20 protein-coding genes, 1 tRNA gene and 1 pseudogene are annotated in these 20496 nt (G+C 45.3%); 13 read left to right on the forward strand and 9 right to left on the reverse strand.

The features are described 5' to 3' along the window. Window positions 1-41: 41 nt before the first annotated feature. Entirely contained in the window at window positions 42-1685 is a 1644-nt protein-coding gene (locus ACFSKO_RS03515; RefSeq protein ID WP_380248462.1) for a sensor histidine kinase, read from the reverse strand. Between the two features lie 288 nt (window positions 1686-1973). Here ACFSKO_RS03515 and ACFSKO_RS03520 point away from each other — a divergent pair, with 288 nt between their 5' ends. Continuing rightward, window positions 1974-3200 carry an aminotransferase class V-fold PLP-dependent enzyme gene (locus tag ACFSKO_RS03520; protein ID WP_380248464.1) on the forward strand — a complete coding sequence of 409 codons (1227 nt, stop codon included), beginning with the start codon at window positions 1974-1976 and terminating at the stop codon, window positions 3198-3200. Window positions 3201-3443: 243 nt separating this feature from the next. Here ACFSKO_RS03520 and ACFSKO_RS03525 read toward each other — a convergent pair whose 3' ends face one another. From ACFSKO_RS03525 to ACFSKO_RS03535, 3 genes are all read right to left on the reverse strand, one after another. Beyond that, a complete protein-coding gene (locus ACFSKO_RS03525) occupies window positions 3444-3746 on the reverse strand; it encodes a hypothetical protein (RefSeq protein ID WP_380248466.1) in 303 nt (100 codons plus the stop codon). A gap of 94 nt (window positions 3747-3840) precedes the next feature. Beyond that, on the reverse strand, window positions 3841-4542 hold the full coding sequence (locus tag ACFSKO_RS03530) for a GntR family transcriptional regulator (protein ID WP_380248468.1): 702 nt from the start codon (window positions 4540-4542) through the stop codon (window positions 3841-3843). Beyond that, window positions 4539-5903, reverse strand: coding sequence for a formimidoylglutamate deiminase (locus tag ACFSKO_RS03535; RefSeq protein ID WP_380248470.1), 1365 nt, complete (start codon window positions 5901-5903; stop codon window positions 4539-4541). Before ACFSKO_RS03535 ends, ACFSKO_RS03530 begins: the two co-directional genes overlap by 4 nt. A gap of 95 nt (window positions 5904-5998) precedes the next feature. Here ACFSKO_RS03535 and hutG point away from each other — a divergent pair, with 95 nt between their 5' ends. Further along, entirely contained in the window at window positions 5999-6850 is an 852-nt protein-coding gene (gene hutG, locus ACFSKO_RS03540; RefSeq protein WP_380248473.1) for an N-formylglutamate deformylase, read from the forward strand. 86 nt (window positions 6851-6936) lie between these two features. Here hutG and ACFSKO_RS03545 read toward each other — a convergent pair whose 3' ends face one another. Then, window positions 6937-7929: an MBL fold metallo-hydrolase gene (locus ACFSKO_RS03545; protein ID WP_380248475.1), complete on the reverse strand. Its 993-nt coding sequence runs from the start codon at window positions 7927-7929 to the stop codon at window positions 6937-6939. Between the two features lie 153 nt (window positions 7930-8082). On the opposite strand from ACFSKO_RS03545, the gene ACFSKO_RS03550 reads away from it, so the two are divergent. Further along, entirely contained in the window at window positions 8083-9048 is a 966-nt protein-coding gene (locus tag ACFSKO_RS03550) for a LysR family transcriptional regulator (RefSeq protein ID WP_380248477.1), read from the forward strand. Between the two features lie 40 nt (window positions 9049-9088). On the opposite strand, the gene ACFSKO_RS03555 is transcribed toward ACFSKO_RS03550, so the two are convergent. Then, on the reverse strand, window positions 9089-9421 hold the full coding sequence (locus ACFSKO_RS03555) for a YnfA family protein (RefSeq protein WP_380248479.1): 333 nt from the start codon (window positions 9419-9421) through the stop codon (window positions 9089-9091). Between the two features lie 360 nt (window positions 9422-9781). On the opposite strand from ACFSKO_RS03555, the gene ACFSKO_RS03560 reads away from it, so the two are divergent. Then, window positions 9782-10306 (forward strand): hypothetical protein, encoded by a 525-nt coding sequence (locus tag ACFSKO_RS03560; RefSeq protein WP_380248481.1) that lies wholly within the window; start codon window positions 9782-9784, stop codon window positions 10304-10306. Between the two features lie 185 nt (window positions 10307-10491). On the opposite strand, the gene ACFSKO_RS03565 is transcribed toward ACFSKO_RS03560, so the two are convergent. Continuing rightward, on the reverse strand, window positions 10492-10860 hold the full coding sequence (locus tag ACFSKO_RS03565) for a hypothetical protein (protein ID WP_380248483.1): 369 nt from the start codon (window positions 10858-10860) through the stop codon (window positions 10492-10494). A gap of 38 nt (window positions 10861-10898) precedes the next feature. On the opposite strand from ACFSKO_RS03565, the gene ACFSKO_RS03570 reads away from it, so the two are divergent. The 6 genes and pseudogenes from ACFSKO_RS03570 to ACFSKO_RS03595 all read left to right on the forward strand — a co-directional run bounded on the left by ACFSKO_RS03570 (window position 10899) and on the right by ACFSKO_RS03595 (window position 15478). Next, the gene (locus ACFSKO_RS03570) at window positions 10899-12140 is read left to right on the forward strand and encodes a protein rep (RefSeq protein ID WP_380248485.1); all 1242 of its coding nucleotides are present in this window, start codon (window positions 10899-10901) and stop codon (window positions 12138-12140) included. A 51-nt stretch (window positions 12141-12191) separates the two neighbouring features. Further along, complete coding sequence (locus ACFSKO_RS03575) at window positions 12192-13007, forward strand: helix-turn-helix domain-containing protein (protein ID WP_380248486.1); 816 nt, start codon at window positions 12192-12194, stop codon at window positions 13005-13007. Between the two features lie 72 nt (window positions 13008-13079). Beyond that, window positions 13080-13400, forward strand: a complete 321-nt coding sequence (locus tag ACFSKO_RS03580) for a hypothetical protein (RefSeq protein WP_380248488.1) — start codon at window positions 13080-13082, stop codon at window positions 13398-13400. A gap of 135 nt (window positions 13401-13535) precedes the next feature. Further along, on the forward strand, window positions 13536-14171 hold the full coding sequence (locus ACFSKO_RS03585) for a helix-turn-helix domain-containing protein (RefSeq protein ID WP_380248490.1): 636 nt from the start codon (window positions 13536-13538) through the stop codon (window positions 14169-14171). Window positions 14172-14249: 78 nt separating this feature from the next. After that, window positions 14250-14444 (forward strand): annotated as a pseudogene (locus ACFSKO_RS03590) (helix-turn-helix domain-containing protein); the annotation flags it as partial. A gap of 17 nt (window positions 14445-14461) precedes the next feature. Beyond that, the gene (locus tag ACFSKO_RS03595; RefSeq protein ID WP_380248492.1) at window positions 14462-15478 is read left to right on the forward strand and encodes a site-specific integrase; all 1017 of its coding nucleotides are present in this window, start codon (window positions 14462-14464) and stop codon (window positions 15476-15478) included. A 64-nt stretch (window positions 15479-15542) separates the two neighbouring features. Here ACFSKO_RS03595 and ACFSKO_RS03600 read toward each other — a convergent pair. Beyond that, a tRNA-Ala gene (locus tag ACFSKO_RS03600) sits at window positions 15543-15618 on the reverse strand. Window positions 15619-15732: 114 nt separating this feature from the next. Continuing rightward, the gene (locus tag ACFSKO_RS03605; RefSeq protein ID WP_380248494.1) at window positions 15733-16053 is read right to left on the reverse strand and encodes an FYDLN acid domain-containing protein; all 321 of its coding nucleotides are present in this window, start codon (window positions 16051-16053) and stop codon (window positions 15733-15735) included. 347 nt (window positions 16054-16400) lie between these two features. On the opposite strand from ACFSKO_RS03605, the gene aroA reads away from it, so the two are divergent. The 3 genes from aroA to rpsA all read left to right on the forward strand — a co-directional run bounded on the left by aroA (window position 16401) and on the right by rpsA (window position 20289). Beyond that, a complete protein-coding gene (gene aroA, locus ACFSKO_RS03610; protein WP_380248496.1) occupies window positions 16401-17726 on the forward strand; it encodes a 3-phosphoshikimate 1-carboxyvinyltransferase in 1326 nt (441 codons plus the stop codon). Between the two features lie 87 nt (window positions 17727-17813). Next, on the forward strand, window positions 17814-18455 hold the full coding sequence (gene cmk, locus ACFSKO_RS03615) for a (d)CMP kinase (protein WP_380248498.1): 642 nt from the start codon (window positions 17814-17816) through the stop codon (window positions 18453-18455). A 142-nt stretch (window positions 18456-18597) separates the two neighbouring features. Then, entirely contained in the window at window positions 18598-20289 is a 1692-nt protein-coding gene (gene rpsA / locus ACFSKO_RS03620; protein ID WP_380248500.1) for a 30S ribosomal protein S1, read from the forward strand. The last annotated feature ends 207 nt before the right edge of the window (window positions 20290-20496 follow it).

Consider the following 20496-nt stretch of genomic DNA (forward strand, 5'->3'; position numbering starts at 1 on the left):
GTAGGGACTGAGCATTCAGTTTGGTTCCTGCACCACCACTTTTATTTTTTCGCGGGTTTGTTAAGTAAGTTTTTTTTGTCCCTTACCCGTATATTTGGAAACTGCAGATAAACCGAAGTCCCCTCTCCAAGTTCACTCTCTATCCTGACTTGTCCATCATGTAGTTCGATCAAAGACTTCACAATATGAAGGCCAAGTCCTGTGCCGTCATGGCTTCGGGTAAATGCATCTCCGGTTTGCTGAAAAGGTTCCATGACTTGCTCCAAATCTTTTGGCCCGATTCCAATCCCTTGGTCCGTAATATCAAAGCACATATTCCCTTCAGCCGAGAGACTGGCCGTCACGCGCACTTCTCCGCCAGCTTTTGAAAATTTTACCGCGTTAGATAAGACATTTAATAAAATTTGTTTAACTCGACGTGGATCCCCATAAAGATACGGCAGGTCATTTGGCAAATCTAGTGTGAGAGATATCCCTTGGATTTGTGCTCTATTCACCATCATTTTGAAACTGGAATTCATGAGATCATAGAGATCAATTTCACTTTCTCTTAAATCCACATCTCCTGATTCAAATTTCGAAACATCAAGAACGTCGTTCAGTACATCAAGTAAATGTACCCCAGCTTGATAGATATCGACAGAATAGTCGCGATACCGCTCTTGGCCAAGAGGCCCAAACGCCTCATTTTTGAGTAACTCCGAAAATCCGATAATACAATTTAGTGGCGTCCGTAACTCGTGGCTCATATTCGCCAAAAACTCTGTTTTAGCGCGATTGGCGAGTTGTTCTTTTTCCATTGCTTCGATCAAACGCTCTTCGGTCTCTATTCTATTGAGTAATTCCGCCTGTAGCTCAACTGTTCGTAATTTCACCCGCTTCTCCAAGCTACTGTTAGCTTCTTTCAGAGCACTTTCCGCCATTTTTTGCGCTGAAACGTCTGTGTAAGTCGTAACAAATCCGTCTTGTATTGGATTTCCACAAACCTCAACTACGCTGCCATCACTTCGCTTACGTTGAATTTGATGTACTTCAAATTTATAAGCAAGTGCCATGCGTTCTCTTACTTGCTCATCCACATTTCCCGGTCCGTACTCTCCCTTCTTAGCATTATAACGGAAGAGTTCAGCCAGGGGTGTTCCGGGCTTCCCCAACGCGCGCGGAAAATCCATCAATTCCAAAAAGCGATCGTTGCAAAGAACCAAATTACAATTACGATCAAATAACGTAATGCCTTGCGTTATACTTTCCACGACTGTTTGTAATTGCCCAGCAATTGCAGTTATTCCGCCTGCCAGACAGGACGAAGCATCACTGACAATCAGAGACAAGCCACCGTTGATCATCGACGCTGTCCGCAACTGTATCAGTTTTTGATTATTTTTTTGAAAAACAACAGGTTGTCCAAGCCCAAGAAAGTACAGCCATTCGTCCAAAGTCTGACACTTGATATCTTCGGGTTTGCTGTTGAGATCTTCTTCAACACAGGATAATAAAATTCGTGCTAATGATGTATCTGACTCAACCAAATCATTTGATAAATCCAAAAATTTTTGGAAATCCGTATCACATGTAATAAGCTTTTGGTTCGCACTAAAATAGGCAACAGCTTGCTTAGGCAAATAAAGTGGGCTGATCGTCGAATGGCAGTCCTCTCCCACGATAATTTGCTTCGTTTTCCCCATACATTCGGCCTCAAGTTTATTTAGCGGCTTGTTCACCAGTCTTGGTCGAAAAGAATACGCCGTAACTCCTTAAAAATTGGTTGCACCAAATTCTTAAACAAAAATGACAAAACTTGACCTTGCTGCCCGAAAAATCGTTAAATGTTATACAATATAATGTTTTGCGTTTGGATACAGATTCACCATCTGGATAATTCTCACGCCTCGAACACAGGCCACTCGTTAAACTACATCTTCTAAGAGTACCCAAAATTTAATCCAGACCATTCAAACAGGTAAGCCAACAGCATGACAACACTTGACCTTGATTTCGTGCGCTCTCACTTTTCGGCCTTTAATGAGCCCTCCCTCGCGGGATGGTCCTTTTTTGAAAATGCCGGAGGATCTTATGCCTGTAATCAAGTCATTGATCGGCTCACCAACTACTACCGGAAAACAAAGTTACAACCTTTCCATCCTTTCCCAGCGTCAGAGCAAGCTGGACGTGAAATGGATGCCGCAATAAACAACCTTGCTGCCTATCTGAACGTTGACGAAGACGAGATCGATCTTGGTCCCTCAACCAGTCAAAACACTTACGTTCTTGCACAGGCTTTTCTCTCCATTATGCAGGCGGGTGATGAAGTTATTGTCACCAATCAGGATCACGAAGCAAATTCCGGTGCATGGCGGCGGTTGACAGACAGAGGAATTATTGTTCGCGAATGGCGGGTTGATCCTGAAACGGGGTATCTAGACATCGCTAAGCTTGATAAGCTTCTCAATGACAAGACTCGTCTAGTCACCTTTCCTCACTGCTCAAACATCATGGCTCATGTGAATCCCGTTGCTGAGATTTCAGCGAAAGCCCATGCGGTGGGTGCCAAAGTCGTTGTCGATGGTGTTTCCTATGCAGGTCACGGTTTTCCTGACGTTGATGCCCTCGGCGCAGATGTTTATCTGTTTTCTCTTTACAAGACCTATGGCCCTCATCAAGGCCTCATGGTTGTACGAAAAGACACACGCGAGGCCTTGGGCTCTCAAGGGCACTTTTTCAACGAAGGCCTTGTTCACAAAAGGTTAGTTCCCGCAGGGCCCGATCATGCTCAGGTAGCAGCCTCTAGTGGTGTCACTGAATACTTTGATGCTGTGCATGCCCATCATTTTGGACCACAGGCTGATGCCAGTAAACGTGGCCCCGACATACATGATCTTTTTCAAGCTCACGAACAGGTCTTGATGGCCCCATTGTTGGAGTACATCAGAAGTCGCAATGATGTTCGCTTGCTCGGACCAGAAAATCCTGAAGAGCGTGCTCCGACAATTTCTATGATCACAAACCGTGATGGCCGTTCTGTTGCTGAAGACCTATCCAAACACGGCATCATGGCCGCGGGGGGGCATTTTTATTCGCACCGTTTGTTCCAGGGCTTAAACCTCGACCCTGAAGCCGGGGCTCTTCGCGTATCTTTTGTGCATTACACGAGTCCAGCCGATATTCAAAAGCTTCTCAAAGCGATGGACGCTGTGCTTTAAGGTAAAAAATCAGTTCTCAGCTTCTTATATTAAAGAAACAAAACTATTATCTAGCGGTCAATGAGCATTAAGCACCATTGGCCGCTTTTTTTATAAGCTCAATAATATAAGACAAAGTCAGTATCAGCTGATCTGCACTTAACTGTTCAGCTTATTTATCGAAGCCTTCCTCAACGAAAAACTCAATCCTAAAAACTAAAGCTCCTACGACTGAAGCCAGAGGATTTAACCAATTTATGGAATTTAAATTTTCTCATTCCTCTGTGATGGCACAGAAATCTTACCTAACGTTATGCAAAGAATCACAATAAACATAGCCGGAACTAGGCAAAGAGCTATCGCAAAAACACCTTGAATGCCCCAAGTGAACCCAGCCAAGATCCAGATTAATATTATATTTAATAAAAAATAGAGTGTTGCGTCAGAGTTTGGATCTAAAAGCTCTTTAAAGAAAGATCCTATAACTGGAATTGAATAAAAAAAGCGAAAAATTTTTATTTCATTTTCAGATGAAATTGATGAGGCATCCACTACGTTATTAGTCATACATTTTCCTAGGATTTTACTCTGGTATTATCCTCAGAGAAATGTGACGTCTGCCCTCAAACTACAAAGTGACAGAGTGTCACAGGCCTAAGAGTTAAATCTCGGTATGCATTCGATACCCTGGGGCGTAGGCTAGACGCACTGCAGTGACCGGGATATCTCCATTCCAGGTAGTGCGATCGATCACAAAGATGGCAGCTCCAACACCCGCCTCTAACAACTCAGCTTCCTGTTTTGTTGTATTTGCTGCTGAAAAGGAAATATCACCGCGCGTGAAGGTGGCGTTTTGCACCAACCATTCGTTAGCATCAATGCTTTGAAAGCTGACATCACAAATGCCTTTGACGGCAGAGATATTTATCCAACGGTCTTCGTACAAAAAGGGGTGATTATTGGCATAGTGCAAACTGCGCACATGCAACATGGGCGTATTTGTAGGAAGACCTAATCTACTCGCGACCACAACAGGTGTGACCGTTTCTTTCCGTTCCAGAATTGCATGACGCCAAATAGCTCCGCGTTGCTCCACCTCAAGGCGGGTAATCGGTATTTCGAGGGTGGCTTTACGTGTAGGATTAAGGGCAACCCGAGTTCCCGCCTTGCGGCGACGTTCCAGCAATCCTGCATCAGCAAGATCGCGCATTGCCCGGTTTACAGTCGCCCGCGCGACACCAAACTCTTCGGCAAGATCAACTTCATTGGGAACGAGATCACCTGGCAACCAGGTGCGTTCGACAATGCGGCGCATCACTTCAGCTTTTACAGATTGCCAACTATTGATCTCCGGTACCGTCAAACTCTATCCTTCAGCGACATCATGGTTTTTTTATAGCGAGAGACAATAGTATCGTGCTTGGTGTGCTTGCCATCTTTTACCAGGTGACGGCCTGCAGACCAGACATCCGTGATCATTTTGTCATCCCCTGTAAAGATATAGCTATCAAGAACTGCGTCACCTTCTTTGCCCATAAGATCAACTGCGTTGGAATTCAGAGCAAAGAGATCAGCTATTCTGCCAACTTCGATAGCACCCGCATTACGTTGCCCAGCCTGAACACCGCCCTGGACCACGCCATCCATAAGAACTCGACCCGTTGATTTCTCACGGGTTGCCAAAACAGCACGGCTGCGATCTCTCAACCGCTGGGAATATTCCAAAGTACGGAGTTCTTCTGAAAGCGTAATGCGAATATTAGAATCAGATCCTACACCAAATTTTCCGCCTGCTTCCAGGTACCGCACACCATCAAAGATACCATCACCAAGACTTGATTCTGTAATAGGACACAAACCCGCAACGGCACCTGATTTGGCCAAGCCTTTGGTTTCATGTGGTTCCATATGGGTACAGTGAATAAGACACCAGCGGCTATCTACGTTGTGATTTTCAAGCAACCACTCCATAGGGCGCTTGCCCCAAGCCGCCTTAATCTCCTCGATCTCAGCGGTCTGTTCGGCGATGTGCAAATGAAGCGGTGCGTTTGGTGCAAGCTTGGTCGCGAAGATCATGCCCTCTTGGCTAACTGCACGCAAAGAATGCGGTGCAACCCCAAGCCTTGTATCCCCGGGTAAAATTTTAAGCGCCTTATCAGCTGCCTCAAACAGTTTTTGAAAGCGATCAGGCGAGTTCCCAAATCGGATCTGACCCGGCCCAAGCGTTCTGCCATCACAACCACCATGCTCATAGAGAACTGGCAACAAAGTCAGACCAATACCTGTTTCATTTGCTGCAGCAATTACGCGGTTCGATAACTCACCGATGTCGTCATAGCTGGCACCACCGGGTTGATGGTGCAGATAGTGAAATTCACAAACCGCGGAATAACCTGCTTCGAGCATTTCCATTTGCATAAAAGCAGCAATGGCTTCGATATCATCTGGCGTCAGATGATCCAAGAAACTGTACATAAGCTTGCGCCACGTCCAGAAGCTATCGCGCGGATCTTCACCACGAGTTTCTGTCATCCCTGCCATGGCACGTTGAAAAGCATGGCTGTGTAAATTGGTCGGAGATGGCAACAAAATACCAAGCTTTTCACCCAGAGCTTTACTGCCTGCTTCAACATCTGTGATCAGTCCATCGTCACCTATTGTAACAAGAACATTTTTTTGCCAACCCACTGATGTTAGTGCCTGTTCTGCCCACAAATGTCTCACCGTTGTTCTCCTAGCCATAGCTTGACAAAATATTATGTGCAGACATAATACAATAAAGTCAGGTCTAATCAAGACAAGAAAAGAGCGATTCTGTCATGCCATCAGCAAAGACACCCAACGGAACTTCCTTACCAACAGACATGCCACCAGTCACCATTACAACAGGTAACAGCCCTGTCGTTCTTGGCATGCCTCATACAGGAACCTGGCTGCCAATGGGTATTTTTGAGAAGCTAAATAAGAATGGCCAAAAACTTGCTGACACAGATTGGCACATCGACCAACTTTATGACGGCCTTTTACCTGATGCGACTATCGTAAAGGCCAATTTTCATCGCTACGCCATCGACGCCAATCGTGATCCATCCGGCATAAGTTTATATCCCGGTCAAAACACAACGAGCCTCTGCCCACTTATTGATTTTGACAACGCACCAATTTACCTCGAAGGTTGCGAGCCAAACGATGTAGAGATAGAGCAACGTCGCCTGACCTTTCATGCCCCCTATCACGCAGCACTTAAAGCAGAGCTTGAACGTGTTCGAAAAATTCACGGCATAGCCATTCTTTATGACTGCCACTCGATCCGTTCTCACATCTCCTTCCTATTTGAGGGCAAACTTCCTGACTTTAGCATCGGGACGAACAATGGAGAGACCTGCGCGGCCAGTATTGAAAAAGCTGTCGAAAACGTGTGCCTTACTGCTGAGGGTTATAGTACGGTCCTAAATGGTCGCTTCAAAGGCGGCTGGACGACACGGCATTACGGACAACCAGAAACGGGAATCCATGCGATCCAGATGGAGCTTACACAATCTGCCTATTTAGCGACCGAGGAACTGCCTTTTTCATACGATCCTGAAAGAGCAGATCAATTACGTAACCATCTAAAAAATCTTTTAGAAGAAGTTCGTACTCTGGGTTTAAATGGATCTCTCTTATCTTAAATTTGGATAAGATCGTCAAACAAACGAGCTGCAAGAAATACCCCTCTTGCCGCTCGTTGCATGCTTAGTCTCAGCAGCCCTCACCTCTAGAGAGTATACTGCCAACTGGACTGGTGATAGCTATAACGATCCCCATTACGGGCGACGTGACCAAGACCCGGAAACTCTAAGTGACTTCCCAACACCGCTAGTTTATCTGCACTGACACGATCCAACATTTTTCGGCGCGTCTTTTCAGCTAACTCCATATCGGAATCGAAAACAATACTCCATTCAGGATACGCAAACTGAAGTGCTGTAAAGTGGACAACATCACCCCAAATCAAGAGTTCTTGCCCCTCTGATCTCAGAATAAAACCTGTGTGGCCGGGGGTATGCCCCGGCATGGCAATGGCTTCAATACCAGGCAGCACCTCTATATCTTCTTCAACCAGAGTAAGGCGTTTTAAATAAGGCGCTGACATCGCCCGGGCATTAACAAAGTTGCTCTTCATGAAATCGCCCGCTTGAGACATAAAACCATCATCGTTCCAATAATCCCAATCTGCTTTATGTACAATCAGTTCTGCATTTGGAAATAATGCCTTACCATCCTTAGAAGTTATCCCCGAAATGTGATCCACATGCATATGTGTAAGCAATATCGCATCAACAGATTCTGGCGCGATACCTGCCGCTTTCAGATTTCCTGTAAATTGTCCCAGTGTTGGCCCCATATTATCCGCGGTACCAGAATCAATCAGAATAACCTTCTCACCTGTATTTATAACAAATGAGTTGATTGGAATTCTAATTTTTTCGGCCAAAGGGGGGCGAAACTGGTCTTGATATAATTGTGTAGCTTTTAGACCATCATAACTAGGGATCAGGGTTGGGTCAGCATCAATATAACCATCTAGCAAGGCAGTGACTTCAAAATTCCCTACTGAAAATCGGTACATTCCAGGTGTTTGAATCCTAACTTTAGGTGCGGCAGCCAGACCTGCCTCTGAAAAAGGGAGTCCTGCCAAAGAAGCCATAACCCCCGCCCCTCCAGTAAGAAGTGATCCGCGTAATAGTTCCCGTCTTGAAAGTGTCATGTCTCTTATCCTGATATGTTTATTTGAACATTTACTTTAATCGTTATCTCAATATCGGGATAAATTACTGGAAAGGCAGAGGGTTCTTACCTATACTCAATATAAGCAACACTTATATCTAAATGTTTGTATGAAAGTTTATCGGGAACACCAATGGATAGACTGCAACTCTTTCAATCTTTTATCACAGCCATTGATCAGGGCTCGCTCTCAGGCGCGGCCAAGGAACTTGGCATCAGTCAACCTGCTGTGAGCCAACAAATAGCATTGCTGGAAAGTATTCTCCGCAAAGAACTCCTCTTTCGAACATCACGTGGCGTTCAGGCCACCGAAGCTGGATTATTGGTTTATCAGGGTGCCCACAAGATACTGGATCAGGTAAACTCTCTCGAAGAAGACTTGAACAATCTAGATCACAGCCTGTCCGGCTCGCTTCGTTTAACTGCGCCTCTAGCTATTGGGCAAAACCTCGTCGCGCCAATCGTTTTTGATATGCAAAGTAAGTACCCGGAACTTGATATTTCGCTTAAGCTCAGTGATCTTCTGGCTGATCTCGTTAAAGACCGAATAGACTTGGCGATACGTGTTGGGTCTCTTGGAAAATCAGACGCACTTGCCAGGAAAATAGGTGATCTGGAACTTGTACTTATTGCATCTCCTGATTTTTTAAATAAACACGGCCACCCAAAAGAACCTAATGACCTTTCCAACTTACCAATGATCCAATATCGGGACGATAAAAAGAAATCTCAACAGGTTTTAATCAAAGGCGGTCAACAAAGTACAACCCCTATTCAAGCTGCTTTTACCTTCGACAATCCTGACGTCATTATCAATGCCTTAGCAAGAGGAATTGGCTATACAAAGTTCCCTTATCTTTTGGTAAAAGAGCAATTGAAAAGTGGCGAATTAGAACAAATACTTCCTGACTATACCGTACCATCAAAGCCTGTTTATTTGCTTTATCCGTCTCGACAATCGCTCACCAGAAGAGCAGAAGTATTCATCGAACACCTTTTATCCACTATTATAACTCTTGATGGCGTCACGCCAGCACGTGGTGGAAAATGGCGAGAAACAATCAACGAATCCAATAAGCGCCTTATCAACGCGGCTTGAGGGCCCTTTTAGTCTATTTTTTTTAATTCGAGAGGCTCTATTAATTGGGTCTGGGGCCAAAGAGAATTATGAACGCCCCAACCACACAAATTGCCGCACCAATTAGATCCCATCGATCGGGGCGATTACCTTCGACAATCCACATCCAACCAAGAGACGACAGAATGTAAATCCCGCCATAAGCTGCATAGGACCGGCCAGCAAAATCACTCTCAACTTTTGTCAGCAGGAAAGCAAAAATAGCGAGACTCGCCATACCCGGTACAAGCCAATAGGGACTTTTATCGAGCCGTAACCAAGCCCAAAATGCAAAACAACCTCCAATTTCAGTAAGAGCCGCAAGTGTATAAATCAGAAGACTTAGGTAATGCATTTTTATTGCTCAGGTCCTATTAACGAGAGACCATGGTACCCAATAGAATTGAGGACAGCACGACAAAACACTCAAAGAGGGTCTCGATAAATTTAAGAGTTCGTAGGGGAAAAGTACAAAACCCACCGCTTTAGGCAGTGGGTTTTGATGGTGGAGCCAAGGAGGATCGAACTCCTGACCTCTTCGCTGCCAGAGACGGGGAACTCAAGCAAAGCCGGGTAAAAGAGCGAAATTCCCTAGAACACCCTCTCTATATTTTTCAACAACTTATCACTACTACCAAAGGAGTTTTGCAAACCTGTTTGCGAAACCCCTTTTTGTCGCTCTCTGCAAACTTACTCAATGCAGGAGGGCTTCAACATGTCTGATCTTGCCCTTCAACATGTCATCTCATCAGTCAGCTTGGAACCTGCGGGAACAGGCCGTTATCGCCTCGTAGTTGACCTTAAAACTGATGACATTATTCAATTATTCCAACAACTAGGTCCATTGCTGGAACCTATCGCAAATGCTCGAACGACAAAGAAAGCTAATGAAGACGCCAAACTCAAAGCCGAATCAAACGAACGATTTCGGATAGCACGCGAAAAAGGTCACAAACTACACCATCGTATTATTGAGCTTACAAACGAAGGCTTATCAACAAAGGCAGCACAAAATAAAACAGCTACGGAATTTGGTATTTCTGTTTTTAATCTAAAAACCTGCCTCCAACTTTACAGAATTCAAAAAAACCAAAATCAAAAACCAGCAATCCTTGAAGCAGTCAAAGAAGGCTTAAGTTACCGAAAGATTGCCAAGGATTTTGAGGTTTCTCACACCGCTGTCACGAAGATCGTTAAGGAAGCGGGACTAAAGATCAAACACAAGAGAGGTGCAAAATAATGCAGCACTTCTCTATAATGATTACCGAGATTTTGGCCGGGCTCTGCTGGGAAGCAACCCGAGCCTTTAGAGGGGACGAGGGCGGTAGGAAACTCCGCCCTCTCCACCCTGCTCTAGGGGATGTAATCCCCTCTAAAAAAGAAAATCCATATCTTACTCGCCCGGGAGGGCGAGGAGAAAGGCACTTAACGAACTCTGGCATCATTAAAACAAAGTGGAATTTTAAAGGATGTTCTGCTGATAGAGCTATTTGTTCCAGCAGTTTCGTAATCGCCGCCAATTCCCATAACTTTAATATCAATTTTGCCACCAGTTTTTGCTCCAGTCTTCTCTTCAACTGTAACAGCAACATCAAATTCAACAGGAATACCGTATCCTGCTGTCCCAAAATCGATAAAGCCAGATCCCGACCTAGCTACATTTGCTTGCACCATCATGTTCGGAAAATCAGGTACAGCCACAGCAGATCCATCCTCTCGTTCCTGGTTAAAGTCTTCAACTGCACCAGAAATATCACTCAGTGTCTGACTGATAAATTTTCGCAAAGTAACCATACGGCATCTCCAGTAAATACAATCATTGGAGGCAGCCTATGACGGTCTCCCTTGATATACACGCAAATAATGCTTCACCCCCTGTCTCAAACCAGAACTCCCAAGTCGGAAACCTCTCCGAAAAGAAGGATCAAAAATACCGCCGTCATGCTCTACGACGGTCATCAAGCGCCCTTATGCGCCAAGAGCGGGTATCTTGCTGCGGTCAAAAGACCATTGGCGGTTTCGCTTCACTTCATCACCATCAGGGACAATCCCACTTTGGTAGTGTCGAAACATGCGGCTCTGTATGGATGTGTCCTGTTTGCGCTGCAAAGATCACTCAGGGGCGCTTAACTGAGCTAGACGCTCTCCTAGACTCTCACAGATTGGTTTCAGGCCATGCCTATATGGCGACCCTGACAATCCCACATCATCGTTTTCAATCTTGTGCAGAGTTAAAGCAAGCCGTCGCCAATGCATGGCGCAAAGTCAAAACTGGAAAAGGCTGGCAGACAGCAAGAGATAGCAATCTTTGGATTGGTGACATTCGTGCTCTGGAAATTACCCACGGTGATAATGGCTGGCACCCTCATTTACACATTCTTGTCTTCTTTGATCACCATGCAACAGACGGACAAATGCTGGAATTTGGCGAATGGCTTTTCGAAACATGGGCCAAGTCAGTAGAGCGCAATGGTTTCGGACGCTGTAGTAGGAACGCTTTTCGCTATGACCGGGTAAACGATGCCAAAGGTGCCGCCGAGTACGTTGGCAAATGGGGTGTTGCTATGGAAATGACCAAAGCACACGTCAAGCGAAGTAAAAATGGTCGTACACCTTGGCAAATTCTCACCGATTACAACGAGACAGGTGACGAACGCGATGCAGGTTTGTTTCAGGAATATGCCATTGCCTTCAAAGGAGCACGTCAACTCACTTGGAGCCGTGCTTTCAAGCGTAGAAACCTGAGTGAAATACCAAGCATCCGAAAACGATATCTCGAAGGTGAAGAGTTAAGCGATCAAGAGTTATCCGAAGAACCGACAATGAAAGAAACTCAAACCGCTTTCATCACACGAGACCTTTTCAAAACTATTTCAGGCAAGGCCATGACGGCTGATGTCTTGAGCGCTCAAGAACGTGGTGGACTTGATGAAGTTCTCACGCTTTTGAGCAACAGGGGAGTGCTTTGGAAAATCACCGAAGTGCCGGGATTATTGGAAGGAACCTTTGTCCCCATGCTGTCCCCGAGAACCTCCCGGGGATGTTCCCCGGAGGTATTCCCCAAGCCTACGTAACGTAAACGTAGGTTAAGGGAACAATTCAAATCATACTTTTAGGAAAATATAATGGTTAAGCAAATGAACGATCTACCGGAAATCAACACAGAAGAAACTCTGGCCCACAAACTACGTACTGCCAGAGATAATACCAGCCTTTCGAGGGCAAAGGTTCAAGCTGAAACAGGTATTTCAGCCAAGTCTCTTGAGAAATATGAGGATGGTTCATCAGAACCTCCTTTAAGTCGCTTGAAAACTCTTTGTGCGCTTTATGACCTGCCTTTACATGAATTGCTGGGAGAAGAAAAAACGGCAGGAAATCAAGACCTCGTGAATATCCCCGGTACATCTGAGGTACTGAGCGAGGAAAGCCCCGAGGAAGTTACCGAGGACATGCTTTCAGTCGTAAGAGAAATGCTCAAGCAACTTGATGACAATCATTCTACTAACTTCAAAGCAGTTACCCGGCAAAGCTTGGCGCAAACTTCTGACCTTCAAAAAATTATGAAACATCTTGAAGTTGATGAGCTTCTTCAACTCGCAACAGAGCGAGGGTTATTTGTTGATGAATGCCCAGACAGAGACACACTGTTTGGTGTATTTGAAGCCAGTATTGATGAGGGGCAATCATTGTGTTGCGATATTGGAGAGCGGCTTATTGATACAGCAGTTCTTGGTGTTGACCTTCACGCCATTGATCGGGATGCATTGGCAAGTTTCATCGACGATTTGAGCGAAGATTTTGAAATCGAATCAGAAGTCTTTTTCGGTTGGGGCAAACACAATGATTTTGTACCGAATATTCGTGGTCCACTCCGTCAATTGGCATTCACTGGCAAACCAATTGATTTCAAAGACCAAGAGCGTTTTCCAGCCCGTCAGTAATCAAGAACTCAAACTAAGAACGGCGCATGTCTGATCACATTGCGCCGCTCACTCTCAAAAGGATCACATACCATGAACCGTTTACACACAGTATCATCACCGACTATGAAAAGTATACGCTCAAGTTTCGGCGTAGCTGGCTTGGCATTTCATAATGTGCCAAATCACGACTACATCATTATCAGCAGAGCAATTTTAAAAGCGGCACAAAAAATATGCCATCCACATTCTGATGATCCAACCGATTTTTTGATTGATGCTCTCACTCGAAAAGCCGAAGAGTTTGTAAAAAATGGTTGGTTATCACATGACGACTTTGATCAAGCCATAATGCCGTTAATGTTTTTTGCTGGTGAGTATCTGGCCGAAAATACTGTGGCAAAGAACTCCTAATCAACAAAGTGGAGCACGACTAGGTTGTGCTCCATAACTTTTTCCCCTGTGAGTATCAAATTAGAATTGACACTTCGTCATAAATTCAGCATATTACTAAAAGGTAAAAACTTTATACTATTTTGAGGCAGCGTCATGGCACGGCAAAAGAACGATCAAATCCCTCTAGGCGAGCTCCTAACTATGGCTCGTCTTGAAAAGGGTTTAAGCCGGGCACAGCTAGCGAAAGAGACAAACGTCAGTGAAAATTCGATTGTCCGATACGAAAAAGCAGGCTTGGAGAAAGATGGACAATATCCACCAAGCCAAAAATTAGCTGCCCTATGTTTTTGCCTAGGAATTTCTCCTCTAACAGCATTGTTGAGCAGTTTAGAAAGAGATGATTATTGGATGTATTACGGAGAAACAGATCAGGAGTGGCTTATGTCTCACCCAGCCCATAGTTATCTTTCAGAGCAATGGTTTGCTTTAACGAGAGATAATCAACTACTCAGAGAAATGCTTAAAGTATTTCTTTGTCCAGAAAAAGCAGCAGAAAACTTTCACGAAGACGATATTGAATGGATGAAGGAAGAAGCAAGGAAAGTCATCGAAGTACAAGATAAATTCGAAAGTAAAATGATTGATCTTGGATTATTCAGCCCGACCCAAAGAACCTTATCTACCCCCGGTGATCCAACTAAGGTCACAAGAAAAGGTTTTGAAAAAGATCCATTCGATTACGCCAGTATGAGTAATGATTACACTGGTACGAAAAACGGCTCAGATTAATTTATCTGAGCCGTTCATATTCGCTTTAACCACTCAAACTGTTGGAAGCAGTTTCGAACAAACCCAAAAGGAATATTCATGAGCAATTTCACTAATAATAGCGTTCCTAATATATTAAAGCAAGTAGATGATCCCCTGTTGACTCTTCATCAAGTCGCAGATCGTCTCAATGTTTGTTACGAAACAGCCCGAAAACTGGTTAAGCGTGGCGAGATATCATCACACCGCCGTCCAGGTTGTTCAATTCGTGTCTTTCAATCTGCTTTAAATGAATATCTGGAGCGTTACACATGGCCCGCCCAAGAAAACAATCACGTCTCGTCAAACTCAAAGACCGTAAATATTGGTACATCCGCGATGGCCGAAAAACAACGTGTACGTTCTTTACAAGCGAGCTGGAGGCGGAACAGTGCTTAATCGACTACAATGCATTAAAAAATGCTCCAGACAAAAACCCATCAATCAAAGAGCTTTTAGGAAAGCGGATGGAAGATGTTCAACTCAGGAAACTGAGGCGAGCATCTTCCATAGCTTATTTTCACCCTCCACTGATAGAGCACTTTGGAAATCTCAGGCCGGACCAACTCACAAGCGTCTTTCTTCATGCCTACATGGAAAAACGGGCCAACGTTCAAGGAATGTTGCGCGAAGAACTAATCGAGCTACGAGCAACCTTAAATCATGCAGTGAAGAGCAAATGGATCGAATCCGCTCCTATAATCACCCTGCCCCCCAGAAGCGCACCAAGAGAACGGTTCATCACCAAAGAAGAAGCCTACAAATTACTGGAAGCAGCGAGTGCTATGCACTTGAGAACTTACATCCTGATTGCAATGGCCACAGCAGCCCGAAAAGGCGCTATTCTGGGACTAACTTGGGATCGTGTGGACTTGCATCACAACAGGATCGACTTTCGCGACCCACAGCTAGCAATAACCAAGAAGCGACGATCAGTTGTTCCAATCGACGAAGAAGTGACCGAAGTTTTGAAGGACATCAGGAAATATGCTCAGACACCCTTTGTTGTCGAATACATGGGAAAGCCAGTCGCGGACATAAAGAAATCATTCCAGAAAGCATGTATCAAAGCAGAACTAAGAGACGTGTCACCACACATCTTAAAGCATTCAGTGATTTCGTGGTTAGCAGAAGCTCGTTTTTCGGTGGACGAAATATCAGATATGACAGCCACAACGCGAGAAACAGTGTCCAAGGTTTATCGGAAATTTTCACCCGATTACTTAGCACCAATGGCACAAAGTCTTGTTCCAAAACAGGGTTTCGCAAACCTGTTCGCAAAACTCTAGAAATTTTCATTAAAAACTGTGCGCCAGAAATGGCAAAACCTCTAGGTTTTCCTAGAGGTTTTGATGGTGGAGCCAAGGAGGATCGAACTCCTGACCTCTTCGCTGCCAGCGAAGCGCTCTCCCAGCTGAGCTATGGCCCCAATAATCCGCCGCTGTTTAGCGGATGCGGCGGAAAGTATGACGTCTTTTCCTAATTGGCAAGAGAAAAATCCTCTGCTCAAAAGAAAAAGATCTGTCAACATAAGGCAACTTAGTTATTCGCTGTGACGGCCACTTGCGCTAGCGCTAACAGATTGCAAATCTTCATCATCTTCAGAATCATCATCATCTGAATCATCTATATGCACCAACTCTTCCTCATCGGGAAACTCGGCAACATCATCAAGATCATCAACCTCTTCTTCAGTAGCTTTAATATCAACTACGTTAGATTCTGCAGCCACTTTCTTACGACTATTACCCGCATCTAACGCTGTCCCACACTTTGGACAGGTAATAGGGGACTTCAAAAAGTCATAATATTTTGTCTTACAGCTTTGACAGATATGTTTACTGCCCCATTCCGGCTTAGTCACAGCCAGCTCCTCCAGTCAGAAATTGTATCGAGTACAATTATAGTTTCGAATACTACCACGAAAAAAAAAACTGCAAATGCCATGATCCCCCCAGACTGTCAATAAAGGGTGAATGACAATTTAAATTTGTTTAAAAAAAATTTAGATCATCTTTATCAACCACAGCCTTCTCGACAAGGAAACTCTAGATCAATCTCTGGTAAAAGCAATTTTTCCTATGTAAAAGAAATCGTAACCATCCCTTAAGCAGAAATTAAATGACTTCATTAAAACCTGCTTAGCATCAGGTTTATGCTCCTTGAAGAATTATGGGGCGAATCTGAACAAACAAGAATACGGAATAGAAAATGACCAGCGACACATCTTTGTCCTCCGCTCCCAGTGGTGCACTCAAAGGAACTATGAAAGTTCCCGGTGATAAATCGATTTCTCATCGCTCCCTTATGTTTGGTGCGCTCGCAATCGGTAAAACCAGCGTTTTTGGGATGCTTGAAGGCGAAGACGTTCTGGCCACAGCAAAAGCCATGCGCGCCCTCGGCGCCAAGATTGAACGCGACGAAGATGGTGTTTGGTATATTGAAGGTCGTGGTATTGGTGGGCTGTGTGAACCAGAAGATGTCTTGGACATGGGCAACTCTGGAACATCCGCGCGTCTTTTGATGGGAATACTCGGCAGTCACCCTATCACCACATTTCTGACTGGCGATGCCTCCTTACGTAAACGTCCTATGGGCCGTGTTGCCAACCCTATTACAGAAATGGGCGCTCAGGTTCATTGTCGTTCCGGACAGAGGCTCCCCCTTTTAGTGCAGGGTGCAAAGACACCAATGCCTATAAGGTATAAATTGCCGATGGCTTCAGCTCAGGTAAAATCTTGTGTCCTTTTAGCTGGCCTTAACACTCCCGGTGAAACCACGGTTATTGAGACTGAACACACACGAGATCATACAGAGCTTATGCTCCGCCATTTTGGCGCTGAGGTGCGTGTTATCCAAACAGATGAAGGTCGAGAAACCACCATCGTTGGCCAGCCTGAATTGAAGGCCGCAGACGTGCACGTTCCTTCTGATCCGTCATCTGCTGCATTTCCAACAGTTGCAGCCCTTATCAAGCCAGGGTCAGAGCTTACTTTGCCTGGAATAGGGATGAACCCTCACCGTAATGGGATCTATATCACCCTTAAGGAAATGGGCGCGGATATCATCTTGACGAATGAGCGGGAAGAAGCAGGCGAACCAGTAGCCGATCTCGTTATTCGTGCCAGTAAACTTAAAGGCATCACTGTTCCAGCTGAACGCGCCCCTTCCATGATTGACGAATACCCAATTCTGGCAATTGCAGCCTCTTTTGCCGAGGGGAAAACAGTTATGGAAGGCCTCGGCGAACTTCGGGTAAAAGAAAGCGACCGTCTATCGGCTGTTGCAAATGGCCTGAAAGCCTGTGGCGTAACCTGCGAAGAAGGCGACGATTTTCTCATCGTAGAAGGATCCAGCATCGCGCCACAAGGTGGTGGTACCATTACGACCCATTTTGATCACCGTATTGCCATGAGTTTTCTTGTGCTGGGTATGGCCAGCCAGCAACCTGTGAAAGTCTTGGACGCCGAAGCGATCGACACTAGCTTCCCGAATTTTGCCAAATTGCTGAACGACCTTGGTGGCAATATTGGCTGATGACCAGCCAATCGGCGGCGCATAAATGCCGCCCGCCAACTATGTTTGAAAGCAGTAAGACCCTAATTTATACCAGAGGAAGAAACCTTGCCCGTAATCGCTATTGATGGCCCCGTCGCATCCGGAAAGGGAACCCTTGCTCGACGTCTGGCCAAAGCGCTCAATTTCGCTTATCTCGATACAGGTTCCTTGTATAGAGCGGTTGCTTCCCTCGTTTTAGCACGCGGTAGTGACCCTAACGACTCCGTACTTGCAGCCAAGGTTGCTGATAGCTTTACTGCGGATGATATTGATCGAGACGATTTACGTGAAGAAAAAGTAGGACAAGCAGCATCCATCGTTGCCGCCAATCAAGAAGTCAGAAAATCGCTTCTCGAGTTCCAGCGTAACTTTGCAAAAACACCACCAAACAACCACTTAGGTGCTGTTTTGGATGGAAGAGACATTGGAACTGTTGTTTGTCCAAGCGCAGAAATAAAACTTTTCATTTCCGCAACGCCTGAAGTTCGTGCTGAACGTCGGCATAAAGAGTTGCTAGGTCGCGGGGATCAGTCTATATACGCCCGCGTACTGGAAGACTTGCGTGAGCGTGATGAACGTGATCGTAACCGTGACACAGCTCCTCTTAGAGCAGCTGATGATGCAGTAGTTCTTGATACAAGTGATATGGATGCTGACAAGGCGTTTACGCTAGCGAAGAAACTCATAGACGAGCGCCTTTCCGCCTAGTTCTTGTAAGTATCCTTGAACGTCACGTATTTGGACGCTTTTCTGACAGTATATTATGACTAGCCCGGGATGGTCCTGGGTAGACCGCCGGAAAAACCGGCCGGCCTGTATAGTGCGAACCTTTTGAAAGGAATTATTAACCATGGCTGAAGCAGCTGTTGAAAGCTTTGCCGATCTTCTAGACGAGTCCCTCGGTCAATCCGATCGTCTTGAAGGTAACGTACTTAAAGGTACAATCGTTGCCATCGAAGGCGACGTTGCCCTTATTGATGTAGGCCTCAAATCTGAAGGCCGCGTTCCACTTAGAGAATTTGCTGACGCTGGTCAGGCTCCCGAAATGAAAATTGGGGATGAGGTAGAAGTTTACCTCGAACGCATGGAAAGCAAAACCGGGGATGTTATGATCTCCCGTGATAAAGCCAAGCGTGAAGAAGCCTGGACACAGCTTGAAAAATCCTTTGGCGACAACGAGCGCGTTAACGGCGTTATCTTTGGTCGCGTTAAAGGTGGCTTCACTGTCGATCTTTCTGGCGCCGTAGCATTCTTGCCGGGCAGCCAAGTTGACATCCGCCCTGTACGTGACGTTTCTCCATTGATGGGCAACCCTCAACCGTTCCAGATCCTGAAAATGGATCGCGCACGTGGCAACATCGTTGTTTCACGTCGTGCCGTTCTCGAAGAGACACGTGCAGAACAGCGTTCAGAGTTGATCCAGAACCTTACTGAAGGTCAAGTTCTTCAGGGTGTTGTTAAAAACATCACTGATTACGGTGCCTTCGTTGATCTCGGCGGCGTAGACGGCCTGTTGCACGTTACCGACATCTCATGGAAACGTATTAACCACCCAAGCGAAAAACTGACTATTGGCCAACAGGTCGACGTTCAGGTTATCCGCTTCAACGCAGAAACTCAGCGTATCAGCCTCGGCATGAAACAGCTTGAAACCGATCCTTGGGATGGCGTTGCTGCTAAATACCCAGTTGGTGCGAAGCTTGAAGGCCGCGTTACCAATATCACTGATTACGGTGCCTTTGTTGAGCTCGAAGCTGGTATTGAAGGTCTGGTTCACGTTTCGGAAATGTCTTGGACTAAGAAAAACATCCACCCTGGTAAAATTGTTTCTACCAGTCAGGAAGTTGCGGTTATGGTTCTTGACGTTGACGAATCCAAACGTCGTATCAGCCTCGGCCTGAAACAATGTTCTTCTAATCCTTGGGAGTCATTCCAAGCAAACCACCCTGCTGAAACTGAGCTTGATGGCGAAATCAAAAACATCACCGAATTTGGTCTGTTTGTTGGTCTCCCAGGCGAAATCGACGGCATGGTTCACCTTTCAGATCTGAACTGGGAACTTTCCGGTGACGAAGCTGTTAAAGAATACACTAAAGGTGACATGGTTAAGGTTAAAGTTCTCGACGTTGACGTTGACAAAGAACGTATTAGCCTTGGTATCAAACAGCTTAGCGCAGATCCATTCGCTGGTTCTGTTGAAGGCTTGAAAAAAGGTGTTGTTGTTACTTGTACAATTACATCTGTTACGGATAACACGCTCGAAGTTCAAATCGCTGATGGTGCCAGTGGCACAATCCGTAAAACTGAGCTTTCACGTGAGCGTAGCGAGCAACGTACAGATCGTTTCGCTGTTGGCGAAAAAATCGATGCCCGTATCACGAATATTGATGCCAAATCCCGTCGTATCACATTGTCTGTTAAACAGCATGAAGCTGCTGAAGAGAAACAGGCAATGGCTGAATTCGGTTCAACAGACTCCGGCGCTAGCCTCGGCGATATTCTCGGCGAAGCTCTTTCCAAGGCTTCTGCTGACAAAAAATAAATCGAAATTTTCGGTTCAAAAAGAAGGCTCGGTGTTCATTCACCGGGCCTTTTTTGTTTTATATTCAACTTTTCTCATGGAAATGCTTTATTCTTAATGACTTAGACTTGACGGATTTTTCGGGCTCTGGCACCCTTTAGAAGAACAGGACTTAAATTACGGCATCAAAACCTATATAGTTTCAAATATAAGCCGGGGACACCGAGT

Source organism: Kiloniella antarctica, assembly GCF_042682825.1.
In the GTDB taxonomy this organism is placed as follows: Bacteria; Pseudomonadota; Alphaproteobacteria; order Kiloniellales; family Kiloniellaceae; genus Kiloniella; species Kiloniella antarctica.